At 70.0% G+C, this 25,165-nt stretch carries 18 protein-coding genes; 4 read left to right on the forward strand and 14 right to left on the reverse strand.

The genetic code is table 11. The annotated features are described in order from the left end of the window. Positions 1-4: 4 nt before the first annotated feature. Positions 5-2,905 carry a TonB-dependent receptor domain-containing protein gene (locus ACO2Q0_RS17765; RefSeq protein ID WP_423352866.1) on the reverse strand — a complete coding sequence of 967 codons (2,901 nt, stop codon included), beginning with the start codon at positions 2,903-2,905 and terminating at the stop codon, positions 5-7. Between the two features lie 214 nt (positions 2,906-3,119). On the opposite strand from ACO2Q0_RS17765, the gene ACO2Q0_RS17770 reads away from it, so the two are divergent. Next, entirely contained in the window at positions 3,120-3,770 is a 651-nt protein-coding gene (locus tag ACO2Q0_RS17770) for a TetR/AcrR family transcriptional regulator (RefSeq protein WP_423352867.1), read from the forward strand. 194 nt (positions 3,771-3,964) lie between these two features. After that, the gene (locus ACO2Q0_RS17775; protein ID WP_423352868.1) at positions 3,965-5,122 is read left to right on the forward strand and encodes a CaiB/BaiF CoA transferase family protein; all 1,158 of its coding nucleotides are present in this window, start codon (positions 3,965-3,967) and stop codon (positions 5,120-5,122) included. Here ACO2Q0_RS17775 and ACO2Q0_RS17780 read toward each other — a convergent pair. From ACO2Q0_RS17780 to ACO2Q0_RS17815, 8 genes are all read right to left on the reverse strand, one after another. Beyond that, on the reverse strand, positions 5,119-6,549 hold the full coding sequence (locus tag ACO2Q0_RS17780) for a malonate--CoA ligase (RefSeq protein ID WP_423352869.1): 1,431 nt from the start codon (positions 6,547-6,549) through the stop codon (positions 5,119-5,121). The two genes, ACO2Q0_RS17775 and ACO2Q0_RS17780, sit on opposite strands and share 4 nt — an antisense overlap. Then, a complete protein-coding gene (locus ACO2Q0_RS17785) occupies positions 6,518-6,913 on the reverse strand; it encodes a Zn-ribbon domain-containing OB-fold protein (protein WP_423352870.1) in 396 nt (131 codons plus the stop codon). Before ACO2Q0_RS17785 ends, ACO2Q0_RS17780 begins: the two co-directional genes overlap by 32 nt. After that, positions 6,910-8,037 (reverse strand): thiolase C-terminal domain-containing protein, encoded by a 1,128-nt coding sequence (locus ACO2Q0_RS17790; RefSeq protein WP_423352871.1) that lies wholly within the window; start codon positions 8,035-8,037, stop codon positions 6,910-6,912. Before ACO2Q0_RS17790 ends, ACO2Q0_RS17785 begins: the two co-directional genes overlap by 4 nt. 1 nt (position 8,038) lies before the next feature. Continuing rightward, on the reverse strand, positions 8,039-8,815 hold the full coding sequence (locus tag ACO2Q0_RS17795; protein ID WP_423352872.1) for an enoyl-CoA hydratase/isomerase family protein: 777 nt from the start codon (positions 8,813-8,815) through the stop codon (positions 8,039-8,041). Position 8,816: 1 nt separating this feature from the next. Then, a complete protein-coding gene (locus ACO2Q0_RS17800; RefSeq protein ID WP_423352873.1) occupies positions 8,817-10,016 on the reverse strand; it encodes an acyl-CoA dehydrogenase family protein in 1,200 nt (399 codons plus the stop codon). A gap of 117 nt (positions 10,017-10,133) precedes the next feature. Continuing rightward, positions 10,134-11,465, reverse strand: coding sequence for a spinster family MFS transporter (locus tag ACO2Q0_RS17805; RefSeq protein WP_423352874.1), 1,332 nt, complete (start codon positions 11,463-11,465; stop codon positions 10,134-10,136). Between the two features lie 13 nt (positions 11,466-11,478). After that, the gene (locus ACO2Q0_RS17810) at positions 11,479-14,403 is read right to left on the reverse strand and encodes a TonB-dependent receptor domain-containing protein (RefSeq protein WP_423352875.1); all 2,925 of its coding nucleotides are present in this window, start codon (positions 14,401-14,403) and stop codon (positions 11,479-11,481) included. Between the two features lie 42 nt (positions 14,404-14,445). Then, positions 14,446-16,020, reverse strand: a complete 1,575-nt coding sequence (locus ACO2Q0_RS17815; RefSeq protein WP_423352876.1) for a class I adenylate-forming enzyme family protein — start codon at positions 16,018-16,020, stop codon at positions 14,446-14,448. A gap of 126 nt (positions 16,021-16,146) precedes the next feature. Here ACO2Q0_RS17815 and ACO2Q0_RS17820 point away from each other — a divergent pair, with 126 nt between their 5' ends. Next, positions 16,147-16,959, forward strand: a complete 813-nt coding sequence (locus ACO2Q0_RS17820) for an enoyl-CoA hydratase (RefSeq protein WP_423352877.1) — start codon at positions 16,147-16,149, stop codon at positions 16,957-16,959. Positions 16,960-17,018: 59 nt separating this feature from the next. After that, positions 17,019-18,233: a CaiB/BaiF CoA transferase family protein gene (locus tag ACO2Q0_RS17825; protein ID WP_423352878.1), complete on the forward strand. Its 1,215-nt coding sequence runs from the start codon at positions 17,019-17,021 to the stop codon at positions 18,231-18,233. Positions 18,234-18,236: 3 nt separating this feature from the next. On the opposite strand, the gene ACO2Q0_RS17830 is transcribed toward ACO2Q0_RS17825, so the two are convergent. The 5 genes from ACO2Q0_RS17830 to ACO2Q0_RS17850 all read right to left on the reverse strand — a co-directional run bounded on the left by ACO2Q0_RS17830 (position 18,237) and on the right by ACO2Q0_RS17850 (position 25,071). Next, positions 18,237-18,977 carry an IclR family transcriptional regulator gene (locus tag ACO2Q0_RS17830; protein WP_423352879.1) on the reverse strand — a complete coding sequence of 247 codons (741 nt, stop codon included), beginning with the start codon at positions 18,975-18,977 and terminating at the stop codon, positions 18,237-18,239. Between the two features lie 58 nt (positions 18,978-19,035). After that, the gene (locus ACO2Q0_RS17835; protein WP_423352880.1) at positions 19,036-19,791 is read right to left on the reverse strand and encodes an IclR family transcriptional regulator; all 756 of its coding nucleotides are present in this window, start codon (positions 19,789-19,791) and stop codon (positions 19,036-19,038) included. Further along, positions 19,791-21,266, reverse strand: coding sequence for an MmgE/PrpD family protein (locus ACO2Q0_RS17840; RefSeq protein WP_423352881.1), 1,476 nt, complete (start codon positions 21,264-21,266; stop codon positions 19,791-19,793). Before ACO2Q0_RS17840 ends, ACO2Q0_RS17835 begins: the two co-directional genes overlap by 1 nt. Further along, positions 21,266-24,193 carry a TonB-dependent receptor domain-containing protein gene (locus ACO2Q0_RS17845; RefSeq protein WP_423352882.1) on the reverse strand — a complete coding sequence of 976 codons (2,928 nt, stop codon included), beginning with the start codon at positions 24,191-24,193 and terminating at the stop codon, positions 21,266-21,268. The genes ACO2Q0_RS17840 and ACO2Q0_RS17845 overlap by 1 nt, the downstream gene beginning before the upstream one ends. A gap of 143 nt (positions 24,194-24,336) precedes the next feature. Further along, a complete protein-coding gene (locus ACO2Q0_RS17850; RefSeq protein ID WP_423352883.1) occupies positions 24,337-25,071 on the reverse strand; it encodes an IclR family transcriptional regulator in 735 nt (244 codons plus the stop codon). Positions 25,072-25,165: the final 94 nt, after the last annotated feature.

The raw sequence follows: 25,165 nt of genomic DNA on the forward strand, positions 1-25,165 counted from the left end.
AGGATCAGAACTTGATGTTCACGCCGGCATAGTAGCGGCGTCCGAGCACGTCATAGATGGCGAAGTCGGTGGCCCCTTCGCCCGTCCACTCCGGCGGCTGGGTGTCGGCGAGGTTCAGGACTCCCGCGCGGAACTCGATGTTCTCGCGCAGCCGGTAGCGGCCGTTGAGGTCGAAGTAGCTGCGCGACTTCACGCCGGGGGCCGTCGCGGCGGCCGCGCCGACGTTGCCGGAGTTGCCCATGGCGTCGATCCAGCGCCACCGCAGCGCCAGTCGGGCGTCGCCGACCCGGTAGGTGAAGGTGGACGAGACCTTCCATTCCGGATGCGAGATGGCGTCGGCGCTGATCTGGGCGTTGCCGATGGTGCCGGCGTAGTCGAAGTAGGCGGCGCCGGCGAGGCTCTGAATCTTGTAGGTGTCCATCCAGGACAGCACGAAGTTGACGCTGAGCTCCCCGAAGCGCTCGTCCAGGCCGAAGTCCTCGGCGCGGGTGGTGGCGTCCAGCTGGAAGTCGATGCCCGAGGTCTTGTAGCCGGCGAGGTTCAGCAGCGGCGTGGTGAGCGTCGCGAAGGCGCCCGAGGTGCTGCGGTTGATCAGGCCGCAGTAGTAGTTGTTGGGATCGTAGGTCGGGTTCGAGCCGTCGCCGTTGAAGCAGCGGCGGACGATGACGTCGCCGGTGATCAGGCCGATCGCGTCCCGGATGCTGACGCTGTAGTAGTCGGCCGAGGCCTGCAGGCCGTGGATGAACGGCAGGTCGCCGGGCCGGAAGACGAGCCCCGCGGTGTAGGTGTCGGCCACCTCTTCCGTCAGGTCGCGGTTGCCGGAGACGAAGGCCGAGACGGCGCTGCCGGTGAAGCGGTGGTTGTCGATGACGGTGGCGGGCACGCCGTTGGCGATGCACAGCGCGCGGATTTGGGCGGCGTTGGCGCCGGTGCGATAGACGCTGGTGATGTCGCAGGGGTCGCCCTGCCCCGCGGCGGTCCGGCCGACGGTGGCCGAGGCCTGCTCGCTGGGCTGGAACAACTCGCCCACGGCCGGCGCGCGGATGGCGCGCTGGTAGCCGCCGCGGGCGCGCAGCCAGTCGGTGATCTCCCAGTCGCCGCTGGCCTTGTAGGTGTGGACGCCGCCCACCGTGTCGTAGTGGGAGTAGCGGTAGGCGAGGTCCAGCTCCAGGCTCTGCACCAGCGGCAGGTCGCGGACCACGGGGACCAGCAGCTCGGCGAACAGCTCCTTGGCGGTGACGGACCCCTGGGTCGGATTCGTGAGGGCGACGCCGAGAACCGAGGCGCTCACCCGCTGGGCGTCCGGATTGAAGTCGTAGCTGTTCTTCCGGTAGCTGGCGCCCGCCGCGAAGCGGACATCGCCGGCCGGGAGCGCGAAGAGACGGCCCTGGGCGGTCCCTTCCACCACCGTCTGCTCGAAGGTGCTGGTCTCGTGGATGTCGCGGACCAGGTACTTGAGGCACGCCGCAGACGGGGGCGCCAGGGCCAGCGGGTTCAGGCCGCCTTCGCAGATCGAGACGCCGCCGTCGGGCGCATTGACGAGGGAGAGGTAGGCGGCGCGGTCGACGTAGCCGGAACGCGTCTGGTTCTGCTCGGTGCGGCCGTAGGAGGCGTAGACGTCCCAGGAGCCTTCCAGCGCCGGCAGCTTGCCGGTGAGGCCGCCCAGGACCTGACCCACATTATAGGTCTGCTCGTACGCCTCCCGCACGAAGCGGCCCTGGTTGAAATAGATCAGCAGGGGCTCGTTGGGTCGGGGCCGGGACGCGATGATCGTCCGCAGGTCGGCCGGCAGGAACGGATTGGTCACCGGCAGGTAGACGTCGCGCACCGTCGCCGAATTGACGCCGAAGCGCTGAACGTTGGCGGTGTAGTGGGTGTAGTTGAACTGGCCGTAGGCCTGGATGTCGTCGGTGAGCTGGTAGTCGGCGCGGCTGAAGACGACCATGCGCTCGAGCGGCTGCTGCAGCGGCGAGAACTCGCCGGTCGGATTCCCCACCTGCCCGTTGATGATGATGTAGGGCTCGCTGTCCGGCCAACGGAAGTTCACGATGGGGGTGGTCGTCGTGAACAGCGTGCCGTCGGGATTGACGCTGTAGCGGCTGTTGGTCGGGACGGTCCCGGTCACGCCGTAGCCGCGGAAGACGGCGTTGATCGCCGCCGCCGAGGGCAGGTTGCCCGCATCGGGGATGATCGCGCCGCTGGGAAGCACCGCGGCGATGCCGCCGTCCTTGAAGAACGGCCGGCTGCCGCGCTCGACGTGCGAGCGGTCGAGATAAGCGACGGACAGCACGGCATTGCCGCGATCCTCGCCAAAGGAGCCGCCGAGGGTGGCCGCCAGCTCCAGCGTCTGCCCATCGCCGCGGTCTGTCTCGCCGTATTGGGCGTCCAGTTCCAGGCCCTGGAAGTCGTGCTTGAGCTTGAAGTTCACCACGCCGGCGATGGCGTCCGAGCCATAGACGGCGGAAGCCCCGCCGGTGATCACCTCCACGTCGCGGACCAGGGCCGTCGAGATCGTGTTGAGGTCGATGGCGCCGAGCGGATCCGACGGCTGCATCCGGCGGCCATCGAGGAGCACCAGGGTGCGGGCGATGCCGAGGCCGCGGAGGTTGGCGTTGGCGCGGCCGCCCAGCGCGGTGTTGGAGCTGCTGGCGCCGGACGTGGCGGCGAACTGCGGCAGGGTGTTGAGGGTCTGCTCGACCGAGGCCGGGCCGGCGGCCTGGATGGCTTCGGCGCTGACCGTCACGATCGGACTCTCGGCCTGGTAGTCCTGACGGGCGATCCGCGAGCCGGTGACGACGACCTGCTCGACCTCGGCGGGCTCCGCCGTCTGGGCGACCGCGCCGCCGCACCAAAGCAGCGACATGGACGTGGTGGCGCACAGCAGCGCCTTGCTCGCGTGAAGCACAACCTTCCTCCCCAAATTCGGCAGGGTCCTGACGGCCCCGCCTCTTGTTGATGCCGACCTTGTGCTGAAAATAACAAACCAACAAGCTTGCTTGTTTTTCAGTACAGAAACGCGTCTATGGAGCGGCGGCGGCGCACTTGCCGCTCAACCGCCCTGGTCTAGGCTCGCCTGCCCCGGACGACCCGGCGCGAGCATGTCGCCGAAGGAGCAGCGCATGAGCCTGGAGGTTGGGACCCGCCCCGGCCGCCGATCGAACGTCGAACGCACAGCGACCACGCGGCGCAAGGTGCTCGAGTCGACGATCGCCTGCCTCTACGAGCACGGCTACAACGCGACGACGACGGCGATGATCGCCCAGCACGCCGGCGTCAGCCGGGGCGCGCTGATGCACCACTTCCCGACCAAGGTGGATCTGGTGCTGGCCCTGATCGAGCACGTGGTCGCCCGCCAACGAGCGTTCTACATCGAGGCGCTGCGCGCCTATCCCAAGGGGCGCGAGCGCTTCCTCGCGATGACCGAACTGACGTGGCGCGCGTGGCGCGAACCCTCGGGCGTCGCGATCACCGAGATCATGGTGGCGGCACGCAGCGACCGTCTTCTGGGCGATCGCCTGCCCGGACTGTTCGAGATGATCGAGACGTCGCAACTGGCCGAGATGCGGACCCTTGCCCGTTTCGCCGGGATCACCGACGACCAGGCGGTGGAGACCTTCTCGCAGCTCAGCGCGGCGGCCATCCGGGGGCTCACGATCGAGCGGGTTTTCCGGCGGGACAGCGGAGCGGTGGACCGCGCCATGGCCCTGCTGCGCGACCTGAAGGTGCTCTACGCCGACCAGCTCCTGACCCGGACCGGCGAGCGCGGCTGAGGGGCGCCGCGCCCGATCTCGTCCTGCTCCGCTTCGGTTCGGCAAGGCGGGCACCTGTGGAAAGAGGCGCCCGGAGCCGAAGCTCCAGGCAGTGACGCCGCTCGGGGAGGAAATCGAGAGGCTCACGAAGCAATAATACGTTTCGTTATTTGGAACAACGTGTCTATTTTGGCGGCCCTGAGTTCGGAGGTGTCATGACCGTCCAGGGCCCCGCGCCAGCGCCCCTCGCCAACGTCCGGGTCGTGGACCTGACCCAGGTCTACAGCGGCCCCTACTGCACGTTCCTGCTGGCCCAGGCCGGAGCGGAGGTGATCAAGGTCGAGCCGCCCGCCGGCGAGGGCCTGCGCGCGCGCGGCGGCGTGGCGGCGACGCCCTTCGCCATGTTCAACGCCAACAAGCGGTCGATGACCCTCGACCTGAAAAGCGACGGCGGGCGCATCGCCCTGCGCCGGCTGGCGGCGACTGCCGACGTGGTGGTGGAGAACTTCCGGCCGGGCGTGATGGCGGGACTCGGCCTTGGGCCCGAGGACCTGCGCCGCGATCGACCGGAGCTGATCTACGCCGCCCTGTCGGGCTATGGCGCGACGGGGCCATACGCCGAGTTCCCGGCGCTGGACATCACCATCCAGGCGATGCTGGGCGTGATCGCCTCCACGGGCGAGCCGGACCAGCCGCCGGTAAAGGCCGGCGCGGCCCTGGCCGACATCCTGGGAGGCATCCATCTCTACGGCGCGATCGTCAGCGCCCTCTACCGCCGCTCGGTCACGGGCCTGGGCGGCGTGATCGACGTGGCCATGGCCGACTGCGTGTACCCGACCCTGGCCTCCAACCTCGGTCCCGCGCAGAACGCCGGCCCCGGCTTCGTCTCGCGCACCGGCAACCGGCACGGCGGCGGCACGGTCAGCCCCTACAACGTCTATCCGACGGCCGACGGCCATGTGGCGATCATCTGCACGACCCAGGGCCACTGGCTGAGCCTCACGAAGGCGCTGGGTCTGGACTCCGCGGCCGCCGATCCGCGGCTGGCGACCAACGCCCTGCGGGCGCAGAACGTCGGCGTGGTGGACGCGCTGGTCGGACAGGCCCTCGCAGGCCGGCGCAAGCGGGACGTCTTCCAGCTCCTCTCCGAGGCGGGCGTGCCCTGCGGCGCGGTGCTGGAGCTGCCCGAAGTGATGGCCGACCCGCACCTGCATGCCCGCGGCCTGCTGAAGCGCATCGAGCACCCGCAGTACGGCCCCCTGGTGGTGCAGACGAGCGCCCTGCGCTTCGAGGACACCGCCCTGCCCGCCTATGAGCCCAGCCGCCCGCTCGGCGCCGACACCGAGGCCATCCTGGCCGAGCTGGAGGCCTAGGCCAGAAGGCCGGCGTAGCGTTCGCGCAACAGGTTCTTCTGCACCTTGCCCATGGCGTTGCGCGGCAGCTCGTCGACGAAGATCACCCGCTTGGGGACCTTGTAGGCGGCGAGCTGACGGCGGGCCTCGGCGACCATCGCCGTCTCGTCGCCCTGGCCCTGCACCACCGCGACCACGGCCTCGCCGAAGTCGGCGTGCGGCACGCCGATGACGGCGCTTTCGACAACGCCGGGCAGCTCGTCGAGGACCAGCTCGACTTCTTTCGGATAGACGTTGTAGCCGCCCGAGATGATCAGGTCCTTCGCCCGGCCCGAGATCCAGACCCGGCCGTCGGGGTCGACGCGACCCACGTCGCCGGTGACGAAGAAGCCGTCGGCGGTGAACTCTTGGGCCGTCTTCTCGGGCATCCGCCAGTAGCCGCCGAAGACGCTGGGGCCGCGGATCTCGATGACGCCGGTCTCTTCCCCGCCGCCGATGCGAAGCTCGACGCCGGGCAGCGGATAGCCCACGGAGCCGGGGACGCGGTCGCCGTCCAGCGGGTTGGTGGTGATGATCACCGCCTCGCTCATGCCGTAGCGCTCGAGGATCCGCTGGCCGGTGCGGGCCTCGAACTCGGCGAAGGTGGACGGCAGCAGCGGCGCGGAGCCCGAGATGAAGACCCGCACGTGGGACGCGGCCTCACGCGTGAAGGCGGGGTTGGCGAGCAGGCGCGTGTAGAACGTCGGCACGCCCATCATCACGGTCGCCCTGGCGAGACCCGCCAGCACCTCGGCGTCGTTGAACCGAGGCAGCCAGACCATGGAGCAGCCGCTCAGCAGCGCGCAGTGCAGGGCCACGAACAAGCCGTGGACGTGGAAGACCGGCAGGGCGTGGAGCAGCACGTCGTCGCCGGTGAAGCCCCACGCGGCGTGCAGCGCGACGGCGTTCGTCGCCAGTGCCCCGTGGCTGAGCATCGCGCCCTTGGAGCGGCCCGTGGTGCCCGAGGTGTAGATCAGCGAAGCCAGGTCCGAGGCGGCGCGGGGAACCGCCGCGGCCAGCGGCTCGTACCCTTCCGCGTCGCGGACATAGGCCGGCGGATCGGTGATGAAGACCCGCGGCTCGGCGTCGCCCAGGAAGTAGTCGACCTCGGCCCGGGTGTAGGCGGAATTCAGCGGCAGGAAGACCGCTCCGGCCTTCAGCGTCGCGAGATAGACGACGATCGCCTCGGGCGTCTTCTCGGCCTGCAGCGCCACGCGGTCGCCGGGCTGGACGCCTTCGGCCACCAGCCGGCCGGCGGTGCGGCCGACCTGCGCCTCGAGCTCCCCGTAGCTGATCGCGCGGCCGTCGCTCAGCAGGAAGCAGGGCTTGGTCCGGTCGGCCGGGAAGCCCGCGGACAGACGGTCGTACAGATTGCCCTCAGGCGGGTCGGAAGCGGGCGAGCGCGACACCATTCTCCTCCGCGACGGCCAACCGGACCGGCATGTCTCCGCGCAGGTCCGCGTTCGGCGCATCGATGTTGGTGATCAGGTGCGGACCTTCCTCCAGCGCCACGATCGCCACGTTGTAGGGCGTCCGCCCCGCGAACGCCGGATGATAGGCCGTATGATAGACCACCCAGGAAACCAGGGTCCCCCGACCGCTGGCCTCCTGCCACGCCCACCGGTCGTCCCGCAAGCAGGCGGGGCATTCCCGGCGGGGTGGAAGCCAACGCCGCCCGCAGGCGCAGGCCTGGAACAGGAGCCGCCCTTCCCCCAGGGCGGTCCAGTACGGCGCGTTGAGCTCGGTGATCTCGGGCTTGGGCAGTTCGCTCACGCCGCGCCTCCCAGGATCAGGGTGGCGTGGGTGTCCATCACCCCGCCCTGGTTGGAGACGAGGGCCACCTCGGCCCCCGGCCTCTGGAGCACGGCTTCGCCGCGCATCTGGCGCACGGCCTCCTGGACGAGCTGCAGGCCGGGCATGCCGGTCTCGGACAGCAAGCCCCCGCTGGTGTTGAACGGCAGGTCGCCGCCGGAGCGGAGCCGGCCTTCACGCACGAAGCCCTCCGCCTGGCCCGGCGGACAGAAGCCGTAGTCCTCGAGCGTCATCAGGACCGTGATGGTGAAGCAGTCGTAGATCTGGGCGACGTCGACGTCCGCCGGACCGAGGCCGGCCATGCGGAACGCGGTCTCGGCCGAGACCCTGGCCTGGGTGCTGGTGAGCGTGGGCCGGTTGATCAGGGCCGCTGAGGTCTGGCCATGGCCGAAGCCCAGGATCGGCACCGGTCGGGCGACGCTCAGCCGCTTCGCGCGCTCGGCGCTCATCAGCACGAGGGCCGCGCCGCCATCGGACACCAGGCAGATGTCGTCGCGCCGCATCGGCTCCACCACGAACGGCGAGGCCAGGTAATCGTCCATCGAGATCGGCTTGCGGAGCTGGGCGTTCGGGTTGGCCGCGCCGTGCGCGCGGGCGGCTACTGCGACCTCGCCGAACGCCTCGGGCGGCGGGGCGTGCTCGATCCGGTAGCGCTGGTGGATCATCGCGTAGCCGGCGGCGGTGGAGAACCAGCCGTAGGCGGCGTCCTCTCCCCGTGGGCGGGCATAGACGTCGCGGGCGCCGCTGCGCGGATTGTCGGCGTAGCAGACCAGGGCCACTTCGCACTGGCCGGCTTCGATCGCCAGGGCCGCGAAGGTGATCAGGCTGATGTTGGCCGCCCCGCCCTGGTCCCAGGCGCCGCCCATCCTGGGCGTGATCCCCAGCGCCTCGGCCAGCTGCTGGCCGTACATGAACTCGCGCTTGGATGTCGGCGTCTTCACGAACACCGCATCGACCGCATCCTTGGGGACGGCGGCGTCCTCCAGCGCCTTGCGGCAGGCCTCCACATTCAAGGAGAGGGTGTCGCGGCCGAGCTTGCCGAACGCTGTGGCGCCGATGCCGGCGATGACGACCTTGCCGCGCATCTCAGCGGCCCTTGAACCGAGGCGGCCGCTTCTCGGCGAAGGCCGCGCGGCCTTCCTGGACGTCTTCCGAGCCCTGCAGGATGCGGCTGACCATCTGTTCCAGGCGCAGGCCGTCGGCCAGGCTCATGTCGCGCGAGCGCACGGCCAGCTCCTTGGTCGCCTGGATGGCGAGCGGCGCGTTCGCAGCGATGCGGCGGGCATAGTCGTAGGCGGTGCTCATCAGCACCTCGCGGGCGACGATCTGGTTGATCAGGCCCCATCGCAGCGCCTCGTCCGCCGGGATCGGATCGCCCGTCAGCAGCATCTCCATGGCGACCGCGTAGGGAAGCTGGCGGATCAGCCGCTGGGTGCCGCCGTTGGCCGCGATCACGCCGCGCTTGACCTCGGCTACGCCGAAATTCACACCCGGAACGCTGATGCGGATGTCGGCGGCCAGCAGCAGCGTCACCCCGCCGCCGATGCACACCCCGTTCACCGCGGCGATCACCGGCTTCCACACCTCCAGGCCGCGGTTCAGCAGCTGGCCCTTCTGGGTCTGCCAGTGGCGGCCGAGCTCGCCCTGCTGGCCGATGTAGCTCTTCAGGTCCGCGCCGGCGCAGAACGCCCGGTCGCCCGCGCCGGTGACGATCGCCACCCGGATCGCCGGATCGTCGCGGACGCGGATCCAGGCCTCGGACAGCCCCTCGTAGTGTTCGGCGTCGAGGGCGTTCATCTTCTCGGGCCGGTTGATGGTGACGAGGGCTATGCCGTCGTCGTCCACGGACAGGTCGATCGACATCTCAGCGACGCCCGCTCAGTAGGCTGCGGGAGACCACCATCCGGTGCACCTCGCTGGGCCCCTCGCCGATGCGCTTGATGCGCAGCTCGCGGAACCAGCGTTCCAGCGGCAGCTCCTGGGCCACGCCCATCGCACCGAAGATTTGGATGCAGCGGTCGACCACCCGGAAGGCCGTCTCGGTGCCGAACACCTTGCAGACCGAGGCGTCGACCTTCACGTCCTTGCCGAGGTCGGCGTTCCAGGCGGCCTGGTAGGTCAGGAGGCGGGCGGCGCGCAGCTCGATCTCGGAGTCGGCGATCATCCACTGGATCGCCTGTTTCTCGGCCAGCGGGGAGCCGAACACCTCGCGGTTCCTGGCCCATTCGATCGCCAGGTCCAGCGCATACTGGGCGATGCCGATCGTGCCGGCGGCGTAGGGCATGCGGGCGTGGACCAGCCAGGTTTCGGCCAGCTTGAAGCCCTGGCCCTCTTCGCCCAGGCGGTTCTCGACCGGCACCTTCACGTTCTCGAAGTGGAGTTCGTAGGGGCTGTACGAGCGGATCACGCCGACGGGCCTCATGGTCAGGCCGGGCGTGTCGCTGTCGACGATGAAGCAGGTGATGCCGCCCCGCTGGCCCAGCTCGCCGGTGCGCGCGTAGACGACGCCGTACTTCGCCGAGCCGGCCGCCGTGATCCAGAGCTTGGTCCCATTCAGGACATAGTGGTCGCCGCGAAGCTCGGCGCGGCAGCGGATGGAGCGGGCCGGGTCCGAGCCGCCGGAGGGCTCGCTGATGGCGGAGAATGCCTTGCCGCCGTTCTCGATGATGGGCTTCGCGTACTTCTCGAACTGTTCGGGCGTGCCGCGCAGCAGCACGTTCGGCGGGTCGCCGCCGAACGCGCCCAGAGCCGGGAAGTAGGCGCCCATCCGGCACTTGGCGGCCTCCTCGGCGACGAGCGTCTGGGCCAGGACGCCCATGCCCGCGCCGCCGTAGGCCTTGGGCGTCGCCAGCGACCACAGGCCGAGCGCCCGGGCCTTGGCCTGCAGCGGCTTCAGCAGCTCGGGCGGCAGGCCGAACGCGTCGTGGGGCAGCGTCTCCTCGAGGGGCCGGACCTCGGTCTCCATGAAACGGCGGACCGTCTCCTGGAGCATCTTCAGCTCTTCAGGAAGCTCCCAGGCGCCCGTCGGGAAATCCTCGCCTTCGTTCCTGACCGCCGCGTCCATGCTCGTCTCCGTCACACAGGCCCGATCCGATCGGGCGATATTCTATTATTTGGAATTGCGTTTCAGTTTTATGGTAAGGCTCGCCCGGAGCGCGTGTCAAACGCGGCCGGGCGGGCGCTAGCTGTCGCTGGTCGGGGCCTCCGCCGCGCGCAACGCCGCGAACTCACGCCGGATGTGCCGGCTGGCGCGCCAGTAGAAATAGGCCGGCACGAGGTAGAGAACGGCGGCGCCCATCAGCACCCAGCGGACGCTTTCCCCCTCCCCCGCGAACGGCTTGAGCAGGTCGCTGGCGAAGCCGAACGAGAGGGCTCCGAACCCGGTGCCCACGAGGGTCATGACGAACAGCATGGTGGCGGTGGCGGTAGCCCGGGTCCGGTCGCTGACCAGGCTCTGCACCGCAGCGAAGACGCCGCCGTAATAGAGATTGTCGAACATGTCCGGCAGGAACAGCAGGGCGATCGCCAGCATCCAGTTGTTGGTGTGCCAGGCGAGCAGCAGCAGGGGGACGGTCAGCACCATGCCGAGGATGGGCGCGGTCATGTAGTGGCGCGGATCGCGCACGCCGTAGCGGTCGGCCACGACACCGCCGAGCCAGGTGCCGATCGACCCGGCGATCCCGCCGCTGAGGCCGATCCACACGCCGGCCGTACCGGGCGTCAGATGGTGGTTGCGTATGAAGTGGACCATGCCCCAGACGCTGCCGCCGGTGACCAGCAGGCTCGCCGTGGAGACGGCCAGGGTGAGGTTCACCAGGACGGGCGAGCGGCGGATTTCGGCCACGACCTCGCGCAGCGGGATCCGCTCGGCCGCCGGCCCCGCGGAGGCGAGACGCATCTTCCGCGGCTCGCGGACGGTAAAGAACAGCAGGGCGGCGAGCAGCACGCCGGGCACGCCCACGATCAGGAAGGCCGAGCGCCAGCCGAAGGCGTCGGCCAGCACCCCGCCCATCGCCTTGCCCAGCAGCGCGCCGATCGGCACGCCCAGGCCGAAGATGGCGAGCGCCCGGGCCCGCTTGGCGAGCGGGACGGTGTCGGCGATCAGCGAATGGGCCGGCGGGACGCACCCCGCCTCCCCCGCCGCCACGCCGATGCGGGCCAACAGGATGTGGCCGAACGTCTGGGCCGCGCCGCAAAGGGCGGTCATTCCCGACCAGACGGCGAGCGAGGCCGAGATCAGCGTCACCCGGTTGGTGCGGGCGTTGTCGGCGAGACGCCCCAGCGGGATCCCCACCACGTTGTAGAACAGCGCGAAGGCGAGCCCCGTCAGCAGGCCGAGCTGCGTGTCCGACAGGCCGAGTTCCTGCTTGATGGGCTCGGCCAGGACGTTGATCACCTGCCGATCCAGAACGTTCAGGATCATGACCAGCAGGAGCGCGAACAGCAGGTAGCGCGTGTAGGCCGGACTGAACGGCGCAGCCGAACCGGGCGGTGCTGACGGGGTGCTCGGCAAGGACAGGGCTTCCTCAGAACCGCTTGTTGACGCCGACGTAGTACCGGCGGCCCAGCACGTCGTAGAGGGCCGGATCGGGAACCGCACCCTGCACATAGGCCGGCGGCACGGTGTCGAAGAGGTTCAGCACGCCCGCGCGGAACTCCGTCTTGTCGTCGAATTCATAGCGCCCGGCGAGGTCGAAGTACTGGCGGGACTTCACGCCCGGCAGCGTGCCATTGGCCACGCCGACGTTCTGGTAGTTCTCCATCTTGTCGTAGAAGCGCGCCCGCAGGGTGGCGGCGAAGGGGCCGCCGTCCCAGGTGAGGCTGGCGAACACCTTCCACTCGGGGAAGCTCACCGTATTCGGATCGACCTGGGTGTTGCCGATGGTGCCGGCGTAGTCGACGAACGGCTGGCCTTCCAGGTTCTGAATCTTGAACGACCGCAGGTGGGAGACGACCAGGTTGGCGCTGAGGTCGCCGCGGTCGCCGAGGCCCAGGTCCTCCAGCGCGACCCGATAGTCCACCTGCACGTCGACGCCCGAGGTCTTGTAGGCGCCGAGGTTCAGCGTCGGCTGCAGGGCCTGTTCCACCGCGCCCGTCGTGGCGTTCCGGGTGATCAGCGAGCAGAAGTAGTTCGACGCCGCATAGGTCGGGTTGGACCTGCCGTCCGCGTTGAAGCAGCGCTGGAAGCTGAGCGCCGTCGTGATCTGCCCGATCGCGTCCTTCACGCTGATGTCGTAGTAGTCGACCGACGCCGACAAGCCGGACAGCAGCGGGTGGTCGGAGCGGGACCGCCAGACGAGGCCCGCGGTGTAGGTGTCGGCCGTCTCCTCCTTCAGATCGGTGTTGCCCGCGGTCACCGCCGGCACGGCGCTGCCCGAGAAGCGGAAGAGGTCGATCACCGTGGCCGGCACGCCTTGGGCCAGGCAGAGCGCCCGAACCTGGGCTGCGTTGGCGCCGGTGCGCAGGCGGCTGTTGGCGTCGCAGAAGTCGCCCGCCCCGCCGGCCACCGAGCCGATCTGCGGCAGCGACCGCTCGGGCGGCGCGTAGAGTTCGGCGAGGTTCGGCGCCCGGATGGCCCGCTGGTAGCCCCCGCGGAATCGCAGGGCGCCCACGATGTTCCAGTCGACGCTGCCCTTGTAGGTGTGGACGCCGCCGACGGTGCTGTAGTCCGAGAAGCGATAGGCGACGTCGAGGTTCACCTCCTTGGCGAACGGCAGGTCGCGGACGACCGGGATCAGCAGCTCGGCGAAGGCTTCGTAGACGTCGAGCGAGCCGCCGGTCGGGCCGGTCGACTGGTCCGGATAGACCGTGCGGAACGTCCGGGCGGTGTCGGGCAGGAAGCGGTAGGCGTTGCGCCGATAGCTGCCGCCGATGGCGGCGCGCACGTCGCCCGCCGGCAGGGTGAAGAGCGCGCCCTGGGCCGTGCCTTCGACCACCTGCTGCTCGAAGCTGGTGTTCTCCTTGAGCGTGCGGTTCAGGTAGTCGTAGCAGCCGCGCTTGGCCGGATTGAGGATCAGCGGATCGGGGTTGAAGGGGTTGTAGCCGCCCTCGCAGACGCTGCGCCCGCCGTCGGCCGCATTGACCAGCGTCGACCACGCGGCGCGGTCGATGTAGCCGTCCTGGATCTCGTCCAGCTTGGTCTTGCCGTAGGTGGCGTAGAGGTCCCAGGTCCAGTCGCCCCAGGCCTCGCCCTTCAGGCCGAGCATGTACTGGCGCACGTCGTAGCTCTGATAGTTCACGCGCGGGCCGACGCCGCCGGTGTTGAAGGCGAAGTTGATCGGCGCGTTGGGGTTCGGCCGCGACGCCAGGATCGTCCGAAGGTCGGCGGGAATGAACGGGTTGGTGATCGGGATGAACGCCGTCGCCGTGGCCGAGGTCGCGGTGTCGCCGTTGCGGGTCCACTGGGATTTGTAGTCGGTGAGGTTCACCTGGGCGTAGGCGGTGATGCTGTCGCTGATCTCGTAGTCGGCCCGGCCGAACACCGAGTAGCGCTCCAGCGGGCTCTGCAGGAAGTAGGTCTCGGCGAGCGGGAAGCCGACCCGCTGGCCCTGGTCGACGATGTAGGGATCGTGGTCCTCGTAGCGCAGGTTGAGGATCGGCGCGGTGGAGGTGAACAGCGTATTGTCGCGATTGACGCCGATGGCCTGGTTGCGCAGCGGCGAGGTCGTGGAGCCGTAGCGGCCGACGAAGACCGAGTTGAGCGCCGCCTGCGAGGGCAGGTTCGAGGCTTCGGCCTGCACCACCCCGCCGCGGAGCTGGCCTGCGATGCCGGTGGCGGCGAAGAAGTCGCGCGAGCGGCCGTAGATCTCTTCGCGGTTGAAGTAGGACAGCGACACCACGGCATGGCCGCGGCCGTCGTCGAAGTCGCCGCCGAAGGCCGCGCTGAGGTCATAGGTGTCGCCGTCGGCGCGGTGCGACTCGCCGTACTGGGCGTCCAGCACGAGCCCTTCGAAGTCGGTCTTCAGCTTGAGGTTCACGACGCCGGCGATGGCGTCCGAACCGTAAACCGCCGAGGCGCCGCCGGTGATGATCTCCACTCCGCCGATCAGGCTGGAGGCGATGGTGTTGAGGTCGATGGTGCCCTGGGCGTCCGACGGCTGCATCCGCCGGCCGTCCATCAGCACCAGGGTCCGCGTCGGGCCAAGCCCGCGGAGGTTGGCGCTGGAGCGGCCCTGCTTGGCGGGCGAGGCCGTCGTCGTGCCCTGCAGGGCGCCGAACTGCGGGAGCTGGTTGAGGGTCTGCTCGACCGACGCCGGTCCCGAGATCTCCAGAGCCTGCTCGCTGAGCGTCACGACCGGGCTGTCGGCGGCGTAGTCCTTACGCGCGATGCGCGAGCCGGTGACCACCACCTCGCCGACGTCGGCGGGCTGAGCCGCCTCCTGCGCCGCGGCGGCGGTGGCGCTTAGCAGCGCGACGGCCGAGCACGTGGCCAGCCAGTAGATCCCTTTCATGAGCCTCCCCTTCTTTTCTTGGTGTTTGGCTGAAGTCGGTCGTCAGACGCCGGCGACCGCCTCCTCGCGGATGGCGGCGGCGGCCTCGTCGCGCAGTTCGCGCTTCAGGACCTTGCCGATAGTGCTCCTGGGCAGGATGTCGCGGACGACCACGGCGGCGAGCCGCTGGGTCTTGCCCACCTGCCGGTTGACCCAGCCGCGGAGTTCCTCGCCGTCCAGCGACGCGCCGGGCGCGGCGGTGACGAAGGCCACGGGCGTCTCGCCCCACGCGCGCGACGGGGCGCCGACCACGGCCGCCTCGGCCACAGCCGGATGGCGCGCCAGGATGGCCTCGAGATCGCTCGGGTAGATGTTGAACCCGCCCGAGATGATCATGTCCTTCTTCCGGTCCATCAGGACCAGGAAGCCGTCCTCGTCGAAACGACCGACGTCGCCGGTGCGGATGAAGCGCCGGCCCTCGGCGTCGTACCACTCGGCCTCGCGCGTCTTCTCCGGCTGGTTGTGGTAGCCGATCATCATCGCGCCGGAGCGGCCGACGACTTCGCCCAGCTCGCCCTGCGGGACCGTGCATCCATCCTCGTCGATCAGGCGGATGTCGTGGCCGGCGGCCGGGCGGCCCACCGTGTGCAGCTTGTCGGGATGCTCGTGGGCGAACAGAAGGCAGGTGCCGCCGCCTTCGGTCATGCCGAAGATCTCGACCAGGCCACCGGGCCAGCGCCGCAGGATGTCGGCTTTCAGCTCGGCGGCGAATGGCGCGCTGGTGCAGGTCTTCATGCGGAAGCTGGACAGGTCGAAGCTGTCGAACTCCGGCAGGTCCATCAGGCGGCGGTACTGGACCGGGACCAGCATGGCGTGGGTCGCGCGGACCGCCTGGGCCAGCTCGAGGAAGCCGCGGGCGTCGAACTTGCGCATCAGCACCACGGTCCCGCCGCGCGCCAACGCCGGGACGAGGCTGACCAACGTGGTGTTGGAATAGAGCGGCGTGGAGATGATCGCGATCGACGCGGCGTCGTACCCCAGCGTCTCGCCGCGCAGGACATGGCCCCAGCGCATCCGGTGCGACTGGACGATGCCCTTCGGCGCGCCCGTCGTGCCCGACGAATAGATGATGTTGAACGGCTGCTCGGGATCGATCGGCGCCCGCGGCCCGACGCTGCCTTCCGGGGCGAGCCAGGCCTGGAAGCTGGGATCGTCCAGCCCCTCCATCCGCACGCGCGGCGGGCCCTGAAAGCCCTCGGCGTCGAGGGCGGCGGCTGTGGCGGCGTCGTGGAGCAACAGCCGCGCGCCGCTGTCGGCGATCATCGCGGCCAGAGCCGCTGCACTGGATCCAGGCGCGAGAGGGGTCACGACCCCGCCCACCTGCAGCGCCGCCAGGAAAGTCGCCACATAGGCGGCCGACGTCGGGGCGCAAAGGGCGACGGCGTCGCCCGGGCCAACCCCTGCGGCCGCCAGGGTGGCGGCGATGCGGTCGGCCAGCGCGGCGAGCTCGGCGTAGCTCAGCGTCAGATCGCCTTCCCGCACCGCCGGATGGCCGGGCCGTTCCGCCGCCGCCAGCCGCACCAGTCCGGGAAGATCCGCGAACGGGCCCCGGAGCGCTTCCTGATGTGTCGTCGCCATCATGACGGGCACCGCTAGTTCAAATCTGCGAAGGCCTCAAGCATTTTGATATGATGTTCCATTTATCAGAACATCTTGCCGTATCTTGTTGATCGGGGTAGGCGGATGGGTGAGGAGGCCAAGCCGATGACTCAACCCAACCGGGTGGACAGCGGGACGGAAAAGCTGACGGGGCGCATCGAAGCGCCCATCGGCTGGCTCACGTTCAACAATCCCGAGCGGCGGAATGCCGTTTCGCTCGAGATGTGGGAGGCGATCCCGCGCGTGCTGGACGCCTTCGAAGCCGATCCCTCGGTTCGCGTGGTGGTGATCACGGGCGCGGGCGGGCAGTCCTTCGTCGCGGGGGCCGATATCTCGCAGTTCGAGACCGCTCGGGCCACGGCGGAAGCCAACGAGCGCTATAAGGCGGTGAGCGGCAAGGGGCACGGCGCGCTGGCGCGGCTGCGCAAGCCGTCCATCGCCATGATCGACGGCTTCTGCATCGGCGGGGGCCTGGCGGTGGCGCTGGCCTGCGACCTGCGGGTCGCGTCCGATCGGTCGCGATTCGGCATCCCCGCCGCCCGGTTGGGCCTCGGCTACAACTTCCCCGGCGTGCAGAAGCTGGTGCAGCTGGTGGGCCCCGGCGTCGCCCGCGAGATCCTGTTCACGGCCGAACGATTCCCGGCCGAGACGGCGTTGCGGATGGGGCTGATCAACCGGGTGACAGCCCCGCAGGACCTGGACGCCGAGGTCCGCAAGCTTGCCGAAACCATCGCGGCCAACGCGCCGCTCACGATCCGCGCCGCCAAGCTCGCCATCGAACAGTCGCTGAAGGACCCCGGAGAGCGCGACCTCGCCGCCGTCGAGGCGGCCGTGAAGACCTGCTTCGACAGCGAGGATTACGCCGAAGGCCGCCGCGCCTTCCTGGAGAAGCGGACGCCCCGCTTCCAGGGCCGCTGAATGGCCGCCCTCGCCGTCACGTCCCGCGTGGACCACCCCCCGACCCAAGGAGCCCGCGCGTGAGCGACGCCGCCTCGAATCCCGGCCGGACGGACGGCGCCGGACGGTTGCCCCTGGAAGGCCTGGTCGTCCTCGACCTCACCCTCGCGCGCGCGGGCCCCACCTGCGTGCGGCACCTGGCCGACTGGGGCGCGGACGTCATCCGCATCCAGCCGCCCGACACCGGCGGCGAGGAGGTGATCGGACGCCGCGAGGGCGCCGATTACCAGAACCTGCACCGGAACAAGCGGGTCATGACCCTGGACCTCAAGACGCCCGAGGGGCACGAGGTCTTCCTGAAGCTGGTGGCGCGCGCCGACGTCCTCGTCGAGAACATGCGGGCTCCGGTGAAGCATCGGCTGAAGATCGCCTGGGAGGACGTCTGCGCGGTCAATCCGCGCCTCGTGTACGGCAGCATCTCGGGCTTCGGCCAGACCGGGCCCTACGCGAACCGGGCCGGCGTCGACCAGATCGCCCAGGGCATGAGCGGGCTGATGTCGGTGACGGGCGAGCCGGGACGAGGCCCGATGCGCGTCGGCATCGCGGTCGCCGACATGACGGCCGGCAACCTCCTGGCGCTCGCCATCATGATGGCTCTGTACGAACGCGAGCGGACGGGAGAGGGCCGCTGGGTGCATACCTCGCTGCTGGAGAGCCAGGTGTTCATGTTGGACTTCCAGGCCGCCCGCTACCTGGCCACCGGCGAGACCCCGAAGCAGGCGGGCAACGAGCATCCCACCGTGGTGCCGACCGGCGTCTTCCCGACGGCGGACGGCTACGTGAATATCGCCGCCTCGGCCTCGCACCAGTGGCGGCGGCTGTGCGAAATCCTCGGACGGCCCGACTGGCTCGAGCGCGAGGACTGGTCCACCCAGGTGGGCCGCAGCCGGGACCGGCAGGCGGTGCACGACGCCATCGCGGCGGAGACCCGGAAGCAGCCGACGGCCTTCTGGGTCGAGAAGCTGGAGCCCGAGGGCCTGCCCTGCGGCCCGATCTACACCGTCGACCAGGTGTTCGCCGACCCCCAGGTCCAGCACCTGAACATCGCCGCGCCGGTCACGGACGAGCGAGGCGCGGTCCGGCGCGTCGTGGCCTCGCCGCTCAACATCGAAGGCGCCGAGAAGGCGATCCGGAGCCCGGCGGAGGTCACCGGGCGCCACGGCGCCGAGATCCTGGCCTGGCTCGGCTATGGCCAGGGCGAGGTGGAGGCCCTGGTCGGCAAGGGGGTCGTCTGACGCTCAGAGACGGCCGACGGTCTCGGCGATGCGCGCGCCCGTGTGCAGCACGGCCTCAATGATCTCCTGACGCTTCTCTTCCGAGATGCGCTCGGCCGGCCCCGAGACGGTGAGCGCCGCCGAGCCGCCGCGCGTCGGTATGGCCACTGCGACGCTGACGATGCCGGGCGTCCAGCTGCTCTCCGAGGTGGCGTAGCCGTCGCGACGGATGCGCTCGAGCTCGGCCATGACGGCGTCGACGTCGAGGTCCTTGGCCTTCGACCAGCGCTTGACGCTGCGCTCCAGCACCGGCCTCGGGTCCTCCGTGAGCGCCAGCATCGCCCGCCCCGAGGCGGTGAGCGCGGCCGGCGCGCGGGTGCCCGGCTGGGTGGTGAACCGCAGCGGCCGCGGCGAGAGCAGCTTGTCGAGATAGAGCACCTCGTCGCCGTCCAGCACCGTGAGGCTGACCGTCTCGGACGTCGAGCGATGCAGGTCCTGCATGAAGGGCGCGGCCGCGCGCTTCGCCGGATGGGCCGAGATGATGCCGACGCCCAGCTCCCAGAGCTTGAGGCTCGGCTGGTAGCGGCCGGTCTCCGCCTCCTGGGTCACGTAGCCGAGCGTGCTCAGCGTCCCCAGCAGGCGATGGACGTTGCTCTTCTGCAGATCGAGCTGCTCGGCGATCGCCGACAGCCGCAGCGGGCCGTCCGCCTTCGCCAGCAGCTCCAGAACCGCCATGCCCTTCGCAACCGTCGTGTCCAAGCTCACCTCGCCGAATCCACGGCCATGAGGGCCGGAAAGCGGCGAGGAAATCAATGGTGTTCCGCTATTTGGAACCCGTCGCGGCCAAGCCAAGGCTGATGCGGCGGGCGGCCTCCATCAGCGACTCGCCCAGCCGCAGGCAGGCGGCGGCGTCGACGCGCTCCACCGGCGCCGAGATCGAGATGGCGGCGAAGGGAGCGCCGGATCCGTCGCGGATCGCGGCGCCTACGCCGTTCTCGCCGGGCCAGTTGGTCTCGAACGTGACGGCGTAGCCGCGCGACCTCACCTCGCGCAGTTCCGCCCGCAGGGCGTCGGCGTCCGTCTGGGTCCGGGCGGTGAGCGCGCGCAGGGGCCGGGAAAGGTAGTCTTCGAGCTCGGCGTCGGGGAGCGCCGCCAGGATCGCCTTGCCCAGCGAGGTGGCGTGCATCGGACCGGCCTGCCACAGCGGCCAGGCGTGGACCGCGGGGTTGAGGCCGTCCAACCGCTCGACGAGGGCGATCTGACGCTCGGAGCGCACCGCCAGATAGATGGACTCGCTGGTGCGGCGGCGGAGTTCCTCCATCACCGGCAGCGCCGCGGTGCGCAGGCGGCGCGTCGCGTAGTCCGCGCGGCCGACCGCCAGGCCGGCCTTGAGGCTGAGTGACCAGCCCGACCGGTCGCTGTCCGCCGCCTCGATCCAGCCCGCTTCCTCGAGCACCCCCAGAGTCCGCTGGACGGTCGACTTCGGCAGGTCGAGCCGCCGGGCCAGTTCGGAGACCCCGACAGGCTGGCGCCGCCCGATCGCCTCGACGAGGGCCAGGGCCGTGCGGACCGGCCGCATCAGGCGCCGATGAGCGCGGCGAGCCGGCCGCCCTTCGCAAGCCCCTCGATGTTCCAGACCGCAGCGACGACATCCCGCGCCCGGCCGGCGCCGAGGCGCGGCGTCATCAGCTCGAGCGCCTTGGTCTCCACGTCGGCCTTGCTCATCGGATGCGAGGGGAAGCCCACCACATAGGGCACGTAGATCTCGAAGCGGCGGCCGTCCTGCTGCGTCACCACGACCCGGGCCGATTCCGTGCGCGCCTCGCCCGGGGCATGTTCCTGGTCGGGATCGTGCACCACGTCGACGCGGCTCATCAGCGCCTTCGCCTTCTCGTCGCCGTGCATCCGCTCGAGCGACTGGGCCGAGACGAAATCCAGCCGACCGTCGAGGAGGATGATGGCGCTGAGGTAGCGGAGGTTCAGCGCCGGCATGGCGGCGTCGCGGAAAGCCTGCCAGCGGCCGGGCATGGAGATCCTGACGCTCGCCACCTGGGCCCTGTCGATCTTGGGCAGGAGCTGGAGCAGGCCGTGCACGGCAGGCTGGGTGGGGCCGCCGACGGGGTAGCGCTTGTAGGCCGTCTCCGGCATCTCCCAGCGCTCGCCGAGCTTGTCGATGAGATAGGCGCGGTTCGCGTCGTGCCCCCGGAAGATCTGCGCGTTCATCCAGCCGGCGGGATTGTCCAGGCTGTCGCGCACGCCGCGGAAGCCGAGCTCCGCGAAGAGCGCAGCCTGCAGCCCGGCCCGCGCGCCCATGCCGGCGAAGACGAACGACTTCTCCACATGCTCCACGTCCAGCATCCACTGCCACGAGCCCGAGGCCTGCTGGGCGCAGTAGGTGAGCACGTGGGGAATACGGTCTTCGGCCAGGCCGATGATGCAGGCCGCCGCGGCCGCCGTGCCGAAGACCGGGCCGATGCCGTGGTTGGCGATGTTGGCCCGACGCAGGTTCTCGTTCCCCAGCGCCTTGGGCAGCCGGCCGGCCAGCTCGTAGCCGACGATCACCGACCGCAGGACCTCCTCGCCCGACTTTCCGCGCTGCTCGGCGAGACCGACGGCCGCGCTGACGATGGCGGGGCCCGGCTGGACGAAGGCCGACGGGATGAAGTCGTTGATCTCGGCCCCGTGGCCGGTCATGGCCCCGGCGAACACCGCGTCCGCGAGTCCCGCGCGTTGGCGGGTTCCCAGGATGGTGACCGCGCCACGTCGCGCGTCGCCGCTCTGCGACAGGGCGTAGCGGCGTGCGAGCACGGCCGGCTCCAGGTCGCGGCAGGCGACGACGGACGCCAGGGTGTCGAGGATGTGCCGCCGGCCGAGCTCGAGCGTCTCGGCGTCGATCGGCATCTTCTGACCGCCGGCGATGAAGGCGCTGAGGGGGCCCGTGACGACGGGTGTCACGGATGCGGCGGCCTGGGCCGCGACGCGGGTGGCCGGCAGCGCGATCAGGCCGGCCGATGCGGCGGCGAAGAGCGCCTGGCGACGATCCATGCCCGGCATCAGAAGCGCCTCTTCAGGCCGACGAAGTAGCGGCGCTGCAGCAGGTCGTAGAGAGCAAGGTCGGTCGCGCCAGCCCCGGTCCACACCGGCGGCGCAGTGTCGAACACGTTCAACACGCCGGCCCGCAGGGTCGTCTTCTCATCCACCCGCCAGGAGCCGGTGAGATCGACGTACTGGCGGTCCTTCACGCCCGGCAGCGTCGGGGTGGCGAGCCCCACGTCCGAGGCGTGGGTCATGGAGTCGTACCAGCGGTAGCTCAGCGTCGCCGTGGCGGGGCCGTACTCGTATGTCAGGTTGGCGGCCACCTTCCACTTCGGGAAGCCGATGGCGCCGGAGTCGATCTGGGCGTTGCCGATCGTGCCGGCATAGTCGAGGAACGGCGCGCCCTCGAGGTTCTGGATGCGGTAGTCGAGCAGCCGCGAGACGACGAGGTTGAGGCTGACCACGCCGAGGTCTCCCATCCCGACGTCGTCGAGGCGGACGCGCCAGTCGGTCTGGAAGTCGAGGCCCGAGACCTCGTAGGCGGCGAGGTTCAGCGTCGGCTGGAGCTGGGTTTCGATGCCGCCGTTCACGTTCCGCGTCGTCAGCGAGCAGTAGTAGTTGTTCGGATCGTAGGTGGGGTTCGACTGGCCGTCGGCGTTGAAGCAGCGGTTGAGGCCCACGCTCGCCGTGATGACCCCGATCGCGTCCTTCACCTTGATGTCGTAGAAGTCCAGCGAGGCCGACAGGCCGCTGAGCCAGGGCTGGTCGAACTTGCTCTGCCAGACGAGGCCGGCCGTCCAGGTGTCGGCCGTCTCCTCCTTCAGGTCGAGGTTGCCCGAGGCCACGCCGCTGACCGAGCTTCCCGCGAAGCGATAGATGTCGATGATCGAGGGAGCCACGCCGGTGGCGATGCAGAGCGCCCGCACCTGGGCGGCGTTCGGGTTCGTCGCCGGGTTGCGCAGGCGGCCGATGGAGTCGCACGGGTCGCCGGCGCCGCTCGCCGTCGAGCCGAGGGCCGAGGAGGCCCGTTCGGGCGGGGCGAACAGTTCGCCCAGGCTCGGCGCGCGGATCGCGCGCTGGTAGCCGCCGCGGAACCGAAGCCCGGACGCGATGGCCCAGTCGACGCTGCCCTTGTAGGTGTCGACCGAGCCCACGAGGTTGTAGTCCGACCGGCGGTAGGCGACGTCGACGTTCAGCTCTTCCACCATCGGCAGGTCGCGCAGCACCGGCACGAACAGCTCGGCGAAGACCTCGCGCACATTGTAGGAGCCGTTGGAGGGGCCGGTCGCCTGGACCGGCCAGACCTCGCCGCGCACCCGGGCGTCGGGCGGCACATAGTCGTACGTACTGCGGCGGTAGCTGGCGCCGAGCGCGAAGCGCAGGCGGCCGGCCGGCAGATCGAGCAGGCTGCCTTGGAGCGACCCTTCGACGATCTGCTGGGTGAGCTCCGTCTCCTCGCCGAGCGTGCGGTTCAGGTAGTTGAAACAGGCCTCCTGGCCGGGCGTGGACTCCAGCGCCGCGGGAATGAACGGATTGAAGCCGCCGGGGCAGATCGAGGCCCCGCCGTCGGCGGCGTTGACCAGGGTGTTCCAGGCCGCGACGTTCACCCAGCCGGACGTGCGCTCGCGGGCGTCGGTCCGGCCGTAAGAGCCATAGACGTCCCAGGTCCAGTCGCGACCGGGCACCTCGCCGCGCAGGCCGACCAGCGTCTCCATCAGGTCGTAGTTGAACTCGTAGGCCGTGCGGCCGATGCGGCTGGTGCTGAAGGTGAAGTTCACCGGCGCGTTCGGGTTCGGCCGTGAGGCCAGAACCGGGCGCAGGTCCGCCGGGATGAAGGGGTTGGTGACCGGGATGAGCGCCAGCGGCGCGGTCGAGCCCGCCGACCAGCCCGGGCGGCTGTAGGCGGAATCGTAGGTCATGTAGTTGAACTGGAGATAGGCCTCGACGTGTTCGGTGACGTCGTAGCTGCCGCGGAAGAAGCCGGTGTAGCGCTCGATCGGCGTCTGGAGCGGCAGCGTGTTGCCGAGCGGATAGCCGACGCGGCCCTCGAAGGTGATGTAGGGCTCGCCATCCGGATAGCGCAGATTGAGGATCGGCGAGGCCGTCGTGAAGACGGTGCCGTCCGCGTTGACGCCGAACGAGGCGTTGCGGGCCGGCGCGGCGGTCGAGCCGTACCGGTTCATGAAGAGCGCGTTGAGCGCCGCCTGCGTCGGCAGGTTCGAGGCGTTCGACACGATGGCGCCGCCCTGCAGCGCGCTGGCGATGCCGGACCGCTCGAAGAAGGGCCGGGATTCCCGGAACGTACCGCCTCGGTCGAAGTAGGTGAGCGAGGCCATCACCCGACCGCGATCGTCGTCGAACGCGCCGCCCACTGTGGCCGCCAGCGAGATCGCCTCGGCATCGCCGCGGTCGGTGACGCCGTACTGGGCGTCCAGTTCGAGGCCGCGGAAGTTGCGCTTCAGCTTGAAGTTGACGACGCCGGCGACCGCGTCCGAGCCGTACACCGCCGAGGCGCCGCCGGTGATCACCTCGACGCTCTCGATGAGCGCGGGGGTGATGGAGTTCAGGTCCACGGCGCCAAGGGCGTCGGAGGGCTGGGTGCGGCGGCCGTCCAGCAGGACGAGCGTGCGCTGGATGCCCAGGCCGCGAAGGTTCGCGTTGTTGCGCCCCTGCCGCGCCGGGCTGGAGCCGCTGTTGGCGTTGCTGGCCGCGAACTGCGGCATCTGATTGAACGTCTGGTCGATCGTCGCCGGGCCGCGGGCTTCCACCGCCTGGGCGCCGAGGGTGACGATCGGGCTTTCGGCCACATAGTCGGTGCGCGCGATCCGCGAACCCGTGACCACCACCTCTTCCACGTCCGGAGCCGGCGCGGTCTGCGCCGCCGCTCCGTTCGCCGAGGCTGCAAGCGCAGCCAAGGACACACCTGCCAGGATCATACCCCGCATCGACGTTTCCCCTTTGCCCGTGCCGTCTGGCGGCACACTGTTCTGCGGATATGTTCTGCGTGATGGAACGTCGTGTCAACAGACGAAACGCACGCGGCTTTCGCGCGGTCGTGGAGCCCGTCTTGCTGAAGGGTCCGCTCGGTTCAGAGCCGGCCGAGGAACTCGGCCATGCGGGTGCAGGTGACCCGAACCGCTTCGACGGTGGCTTCGAGTCGCGTGCCGTCGATCCGCTCGGCGGGGGCCGACACCGAGAGCGCGCCGGCGGCGCGACCGTCGCGGCCGAGGATGGCCCCGCCGACACTCACCACGTCGGGGTTGTTGCGGGAGACGGCGTAGCCTCGCGCCCGGATCGTCTCCAGGGCCGCCAGCACGGTTTCGGCGTCGAACGCCCGCTCAGCCTGCACGCGCCGGGCGACACGCTCCACGATCGCGCGGGCGTCGGGCTCCAGCGCCAGCATCGCCTGGCCGCCCGCCGTCAGCGGTGCGGGCACGCGGCTGCCGGCGCGTGTGGTGAAGCGGGCCGGACGCGGCGCGATGAGCTTGTCGAGGTAGATGACGTCGTCGCCCTCGAGGACCATCACGCTGACCGTCTCCTGGGTCATACGATGCAGCTCGGCGAGGAACGGCGCGGCCGCACGCTTCACGGGATGATCGTGCAGGACGTTCGAACCCATCTCCCAGGTGCGCAGCGTCGGACGGTATCGCCCGCCGTTCGGCTCCTGGACGACATAGCCCATGGCCACGAGGGTCTGCAGGATGCGGTGAACGGTGCTCTTCTGGAGTTCCAGGCTCGAGGCGATGGTCGACAGGCGCAGGGGCTCCTTGGCCCGCGTCACGGTCTCCAGGATCCGGAACGCCCGGTGCACAGCTCTGTCCATCGCCCCTCCTCGTCCGCTCCCTGTCGTCCGGAAGCCGCCGGTTGACAATGGCCGACGAAGCAACGCGAAATAATTGAAACATCGTTCCGCAGCG

Source organism: Phenylobacterium sp. VNQ135, assembly GCF_049445735.1.
Lineage (GTDB): Bacteria > Pseudomonadota > Alphaproteobacteria > Caulobacterales > Caulobacteraceae > Phenylobacterium.

Excerpts from the sequence above, each read along its gene's own strand:
- ACO2Q0_RS17790 (WP_423352871.1), bottom strand. The coding sequence starts at position 8,037 with ATGCGCGGCAAGGTCGTCATCGCCGGCATCGGCGCCACAGCGTTCGGC.
- ACO2Q0_RS17835 (WP_423352880.1), bottom strand. The coding sequence starts at position 19,791 with ATGCGGCCGGTCCGCACGGCCCTGGCCCTCGTCGAGGCGATCGGGCGG.
- ACO2Q0_RS17775 (WP_423352868.1), top strand. The coding sequence starts at position 3,965 with ATGACCGTCCAGGGCCCCGCGCCAGCGCCCCTCGCCAACGTCCGGGTC.
- ACO2Q0_RS17795 (WP_423352872.1), bottom strand. The coding sequence starts at position 8,815 with ATGTCGATCGACCTGTCCGTGGACGACGACGGCATAGCCCTCGTCACC.
- ACO2Q0_RS17770 (WP_423352867.1), top strand. The coding sequence starts at position 3,120 with ATGAGCCTGGAGGTTGGGACCCGCCCCGGCCGCCGATCGAACGTCGAA.
- ACO2Q0_RS17800 (WP_423352873.1), bottom strand. The coding sequence starts at position 10,016 with ATGGACGCGGCGGTCAGGAACGAAGGCGAGGATTTCCCGACGGGCGCC.
- ACO2Q0_RS17845 (WP_423352882.1), bottom strand. The coding sequence starts at position 24,193 with ATGCGGGGTATGATCCTGGCAGGTGTGTCCTTGGCTGCGCTTGCAGCC.
- ACO2Q0_RS17810 (WP_423352875.1), bottom strand. The coding sequence starts at position 14,403 with ATGAAAGGGATCTACTGGCTGGCCACGTGCTCGGCCGTCGCGCTGCTA.
- ACO2Q0_RS17815 (WP_423352876.1), bottom strand. The coding sequence starts at position 16,020 with ATGGCGACGACACATCAGGAAGCGCTCCGGGGCCCGTTCGCGGATCTT.
- ACO2Q0_RS17850 (WP_423352883.1), bottom strand. The coding sequence starts at position 25,071 with ATGGACAGAGCTGTGCACCGGGCGTTCCGGATCCTGGAGACCGTGACG.
- ACO2Q0_RS17820 (WP_423352877.1), top strand. The coding sequence starts at position 16,147 with ATGACTCAACCCAACCGGGTGGACAGCGGGACGGAAAAGCTGACGGGG.
- ACO2Q0_RS17840 (WP_423352881.1), bottom strand. The coding sequence starts at position 21,266 with ATGCCGGGCATGGATCGTCGCCAGGCGCTCTTCGCCGCCGCATCGGCC.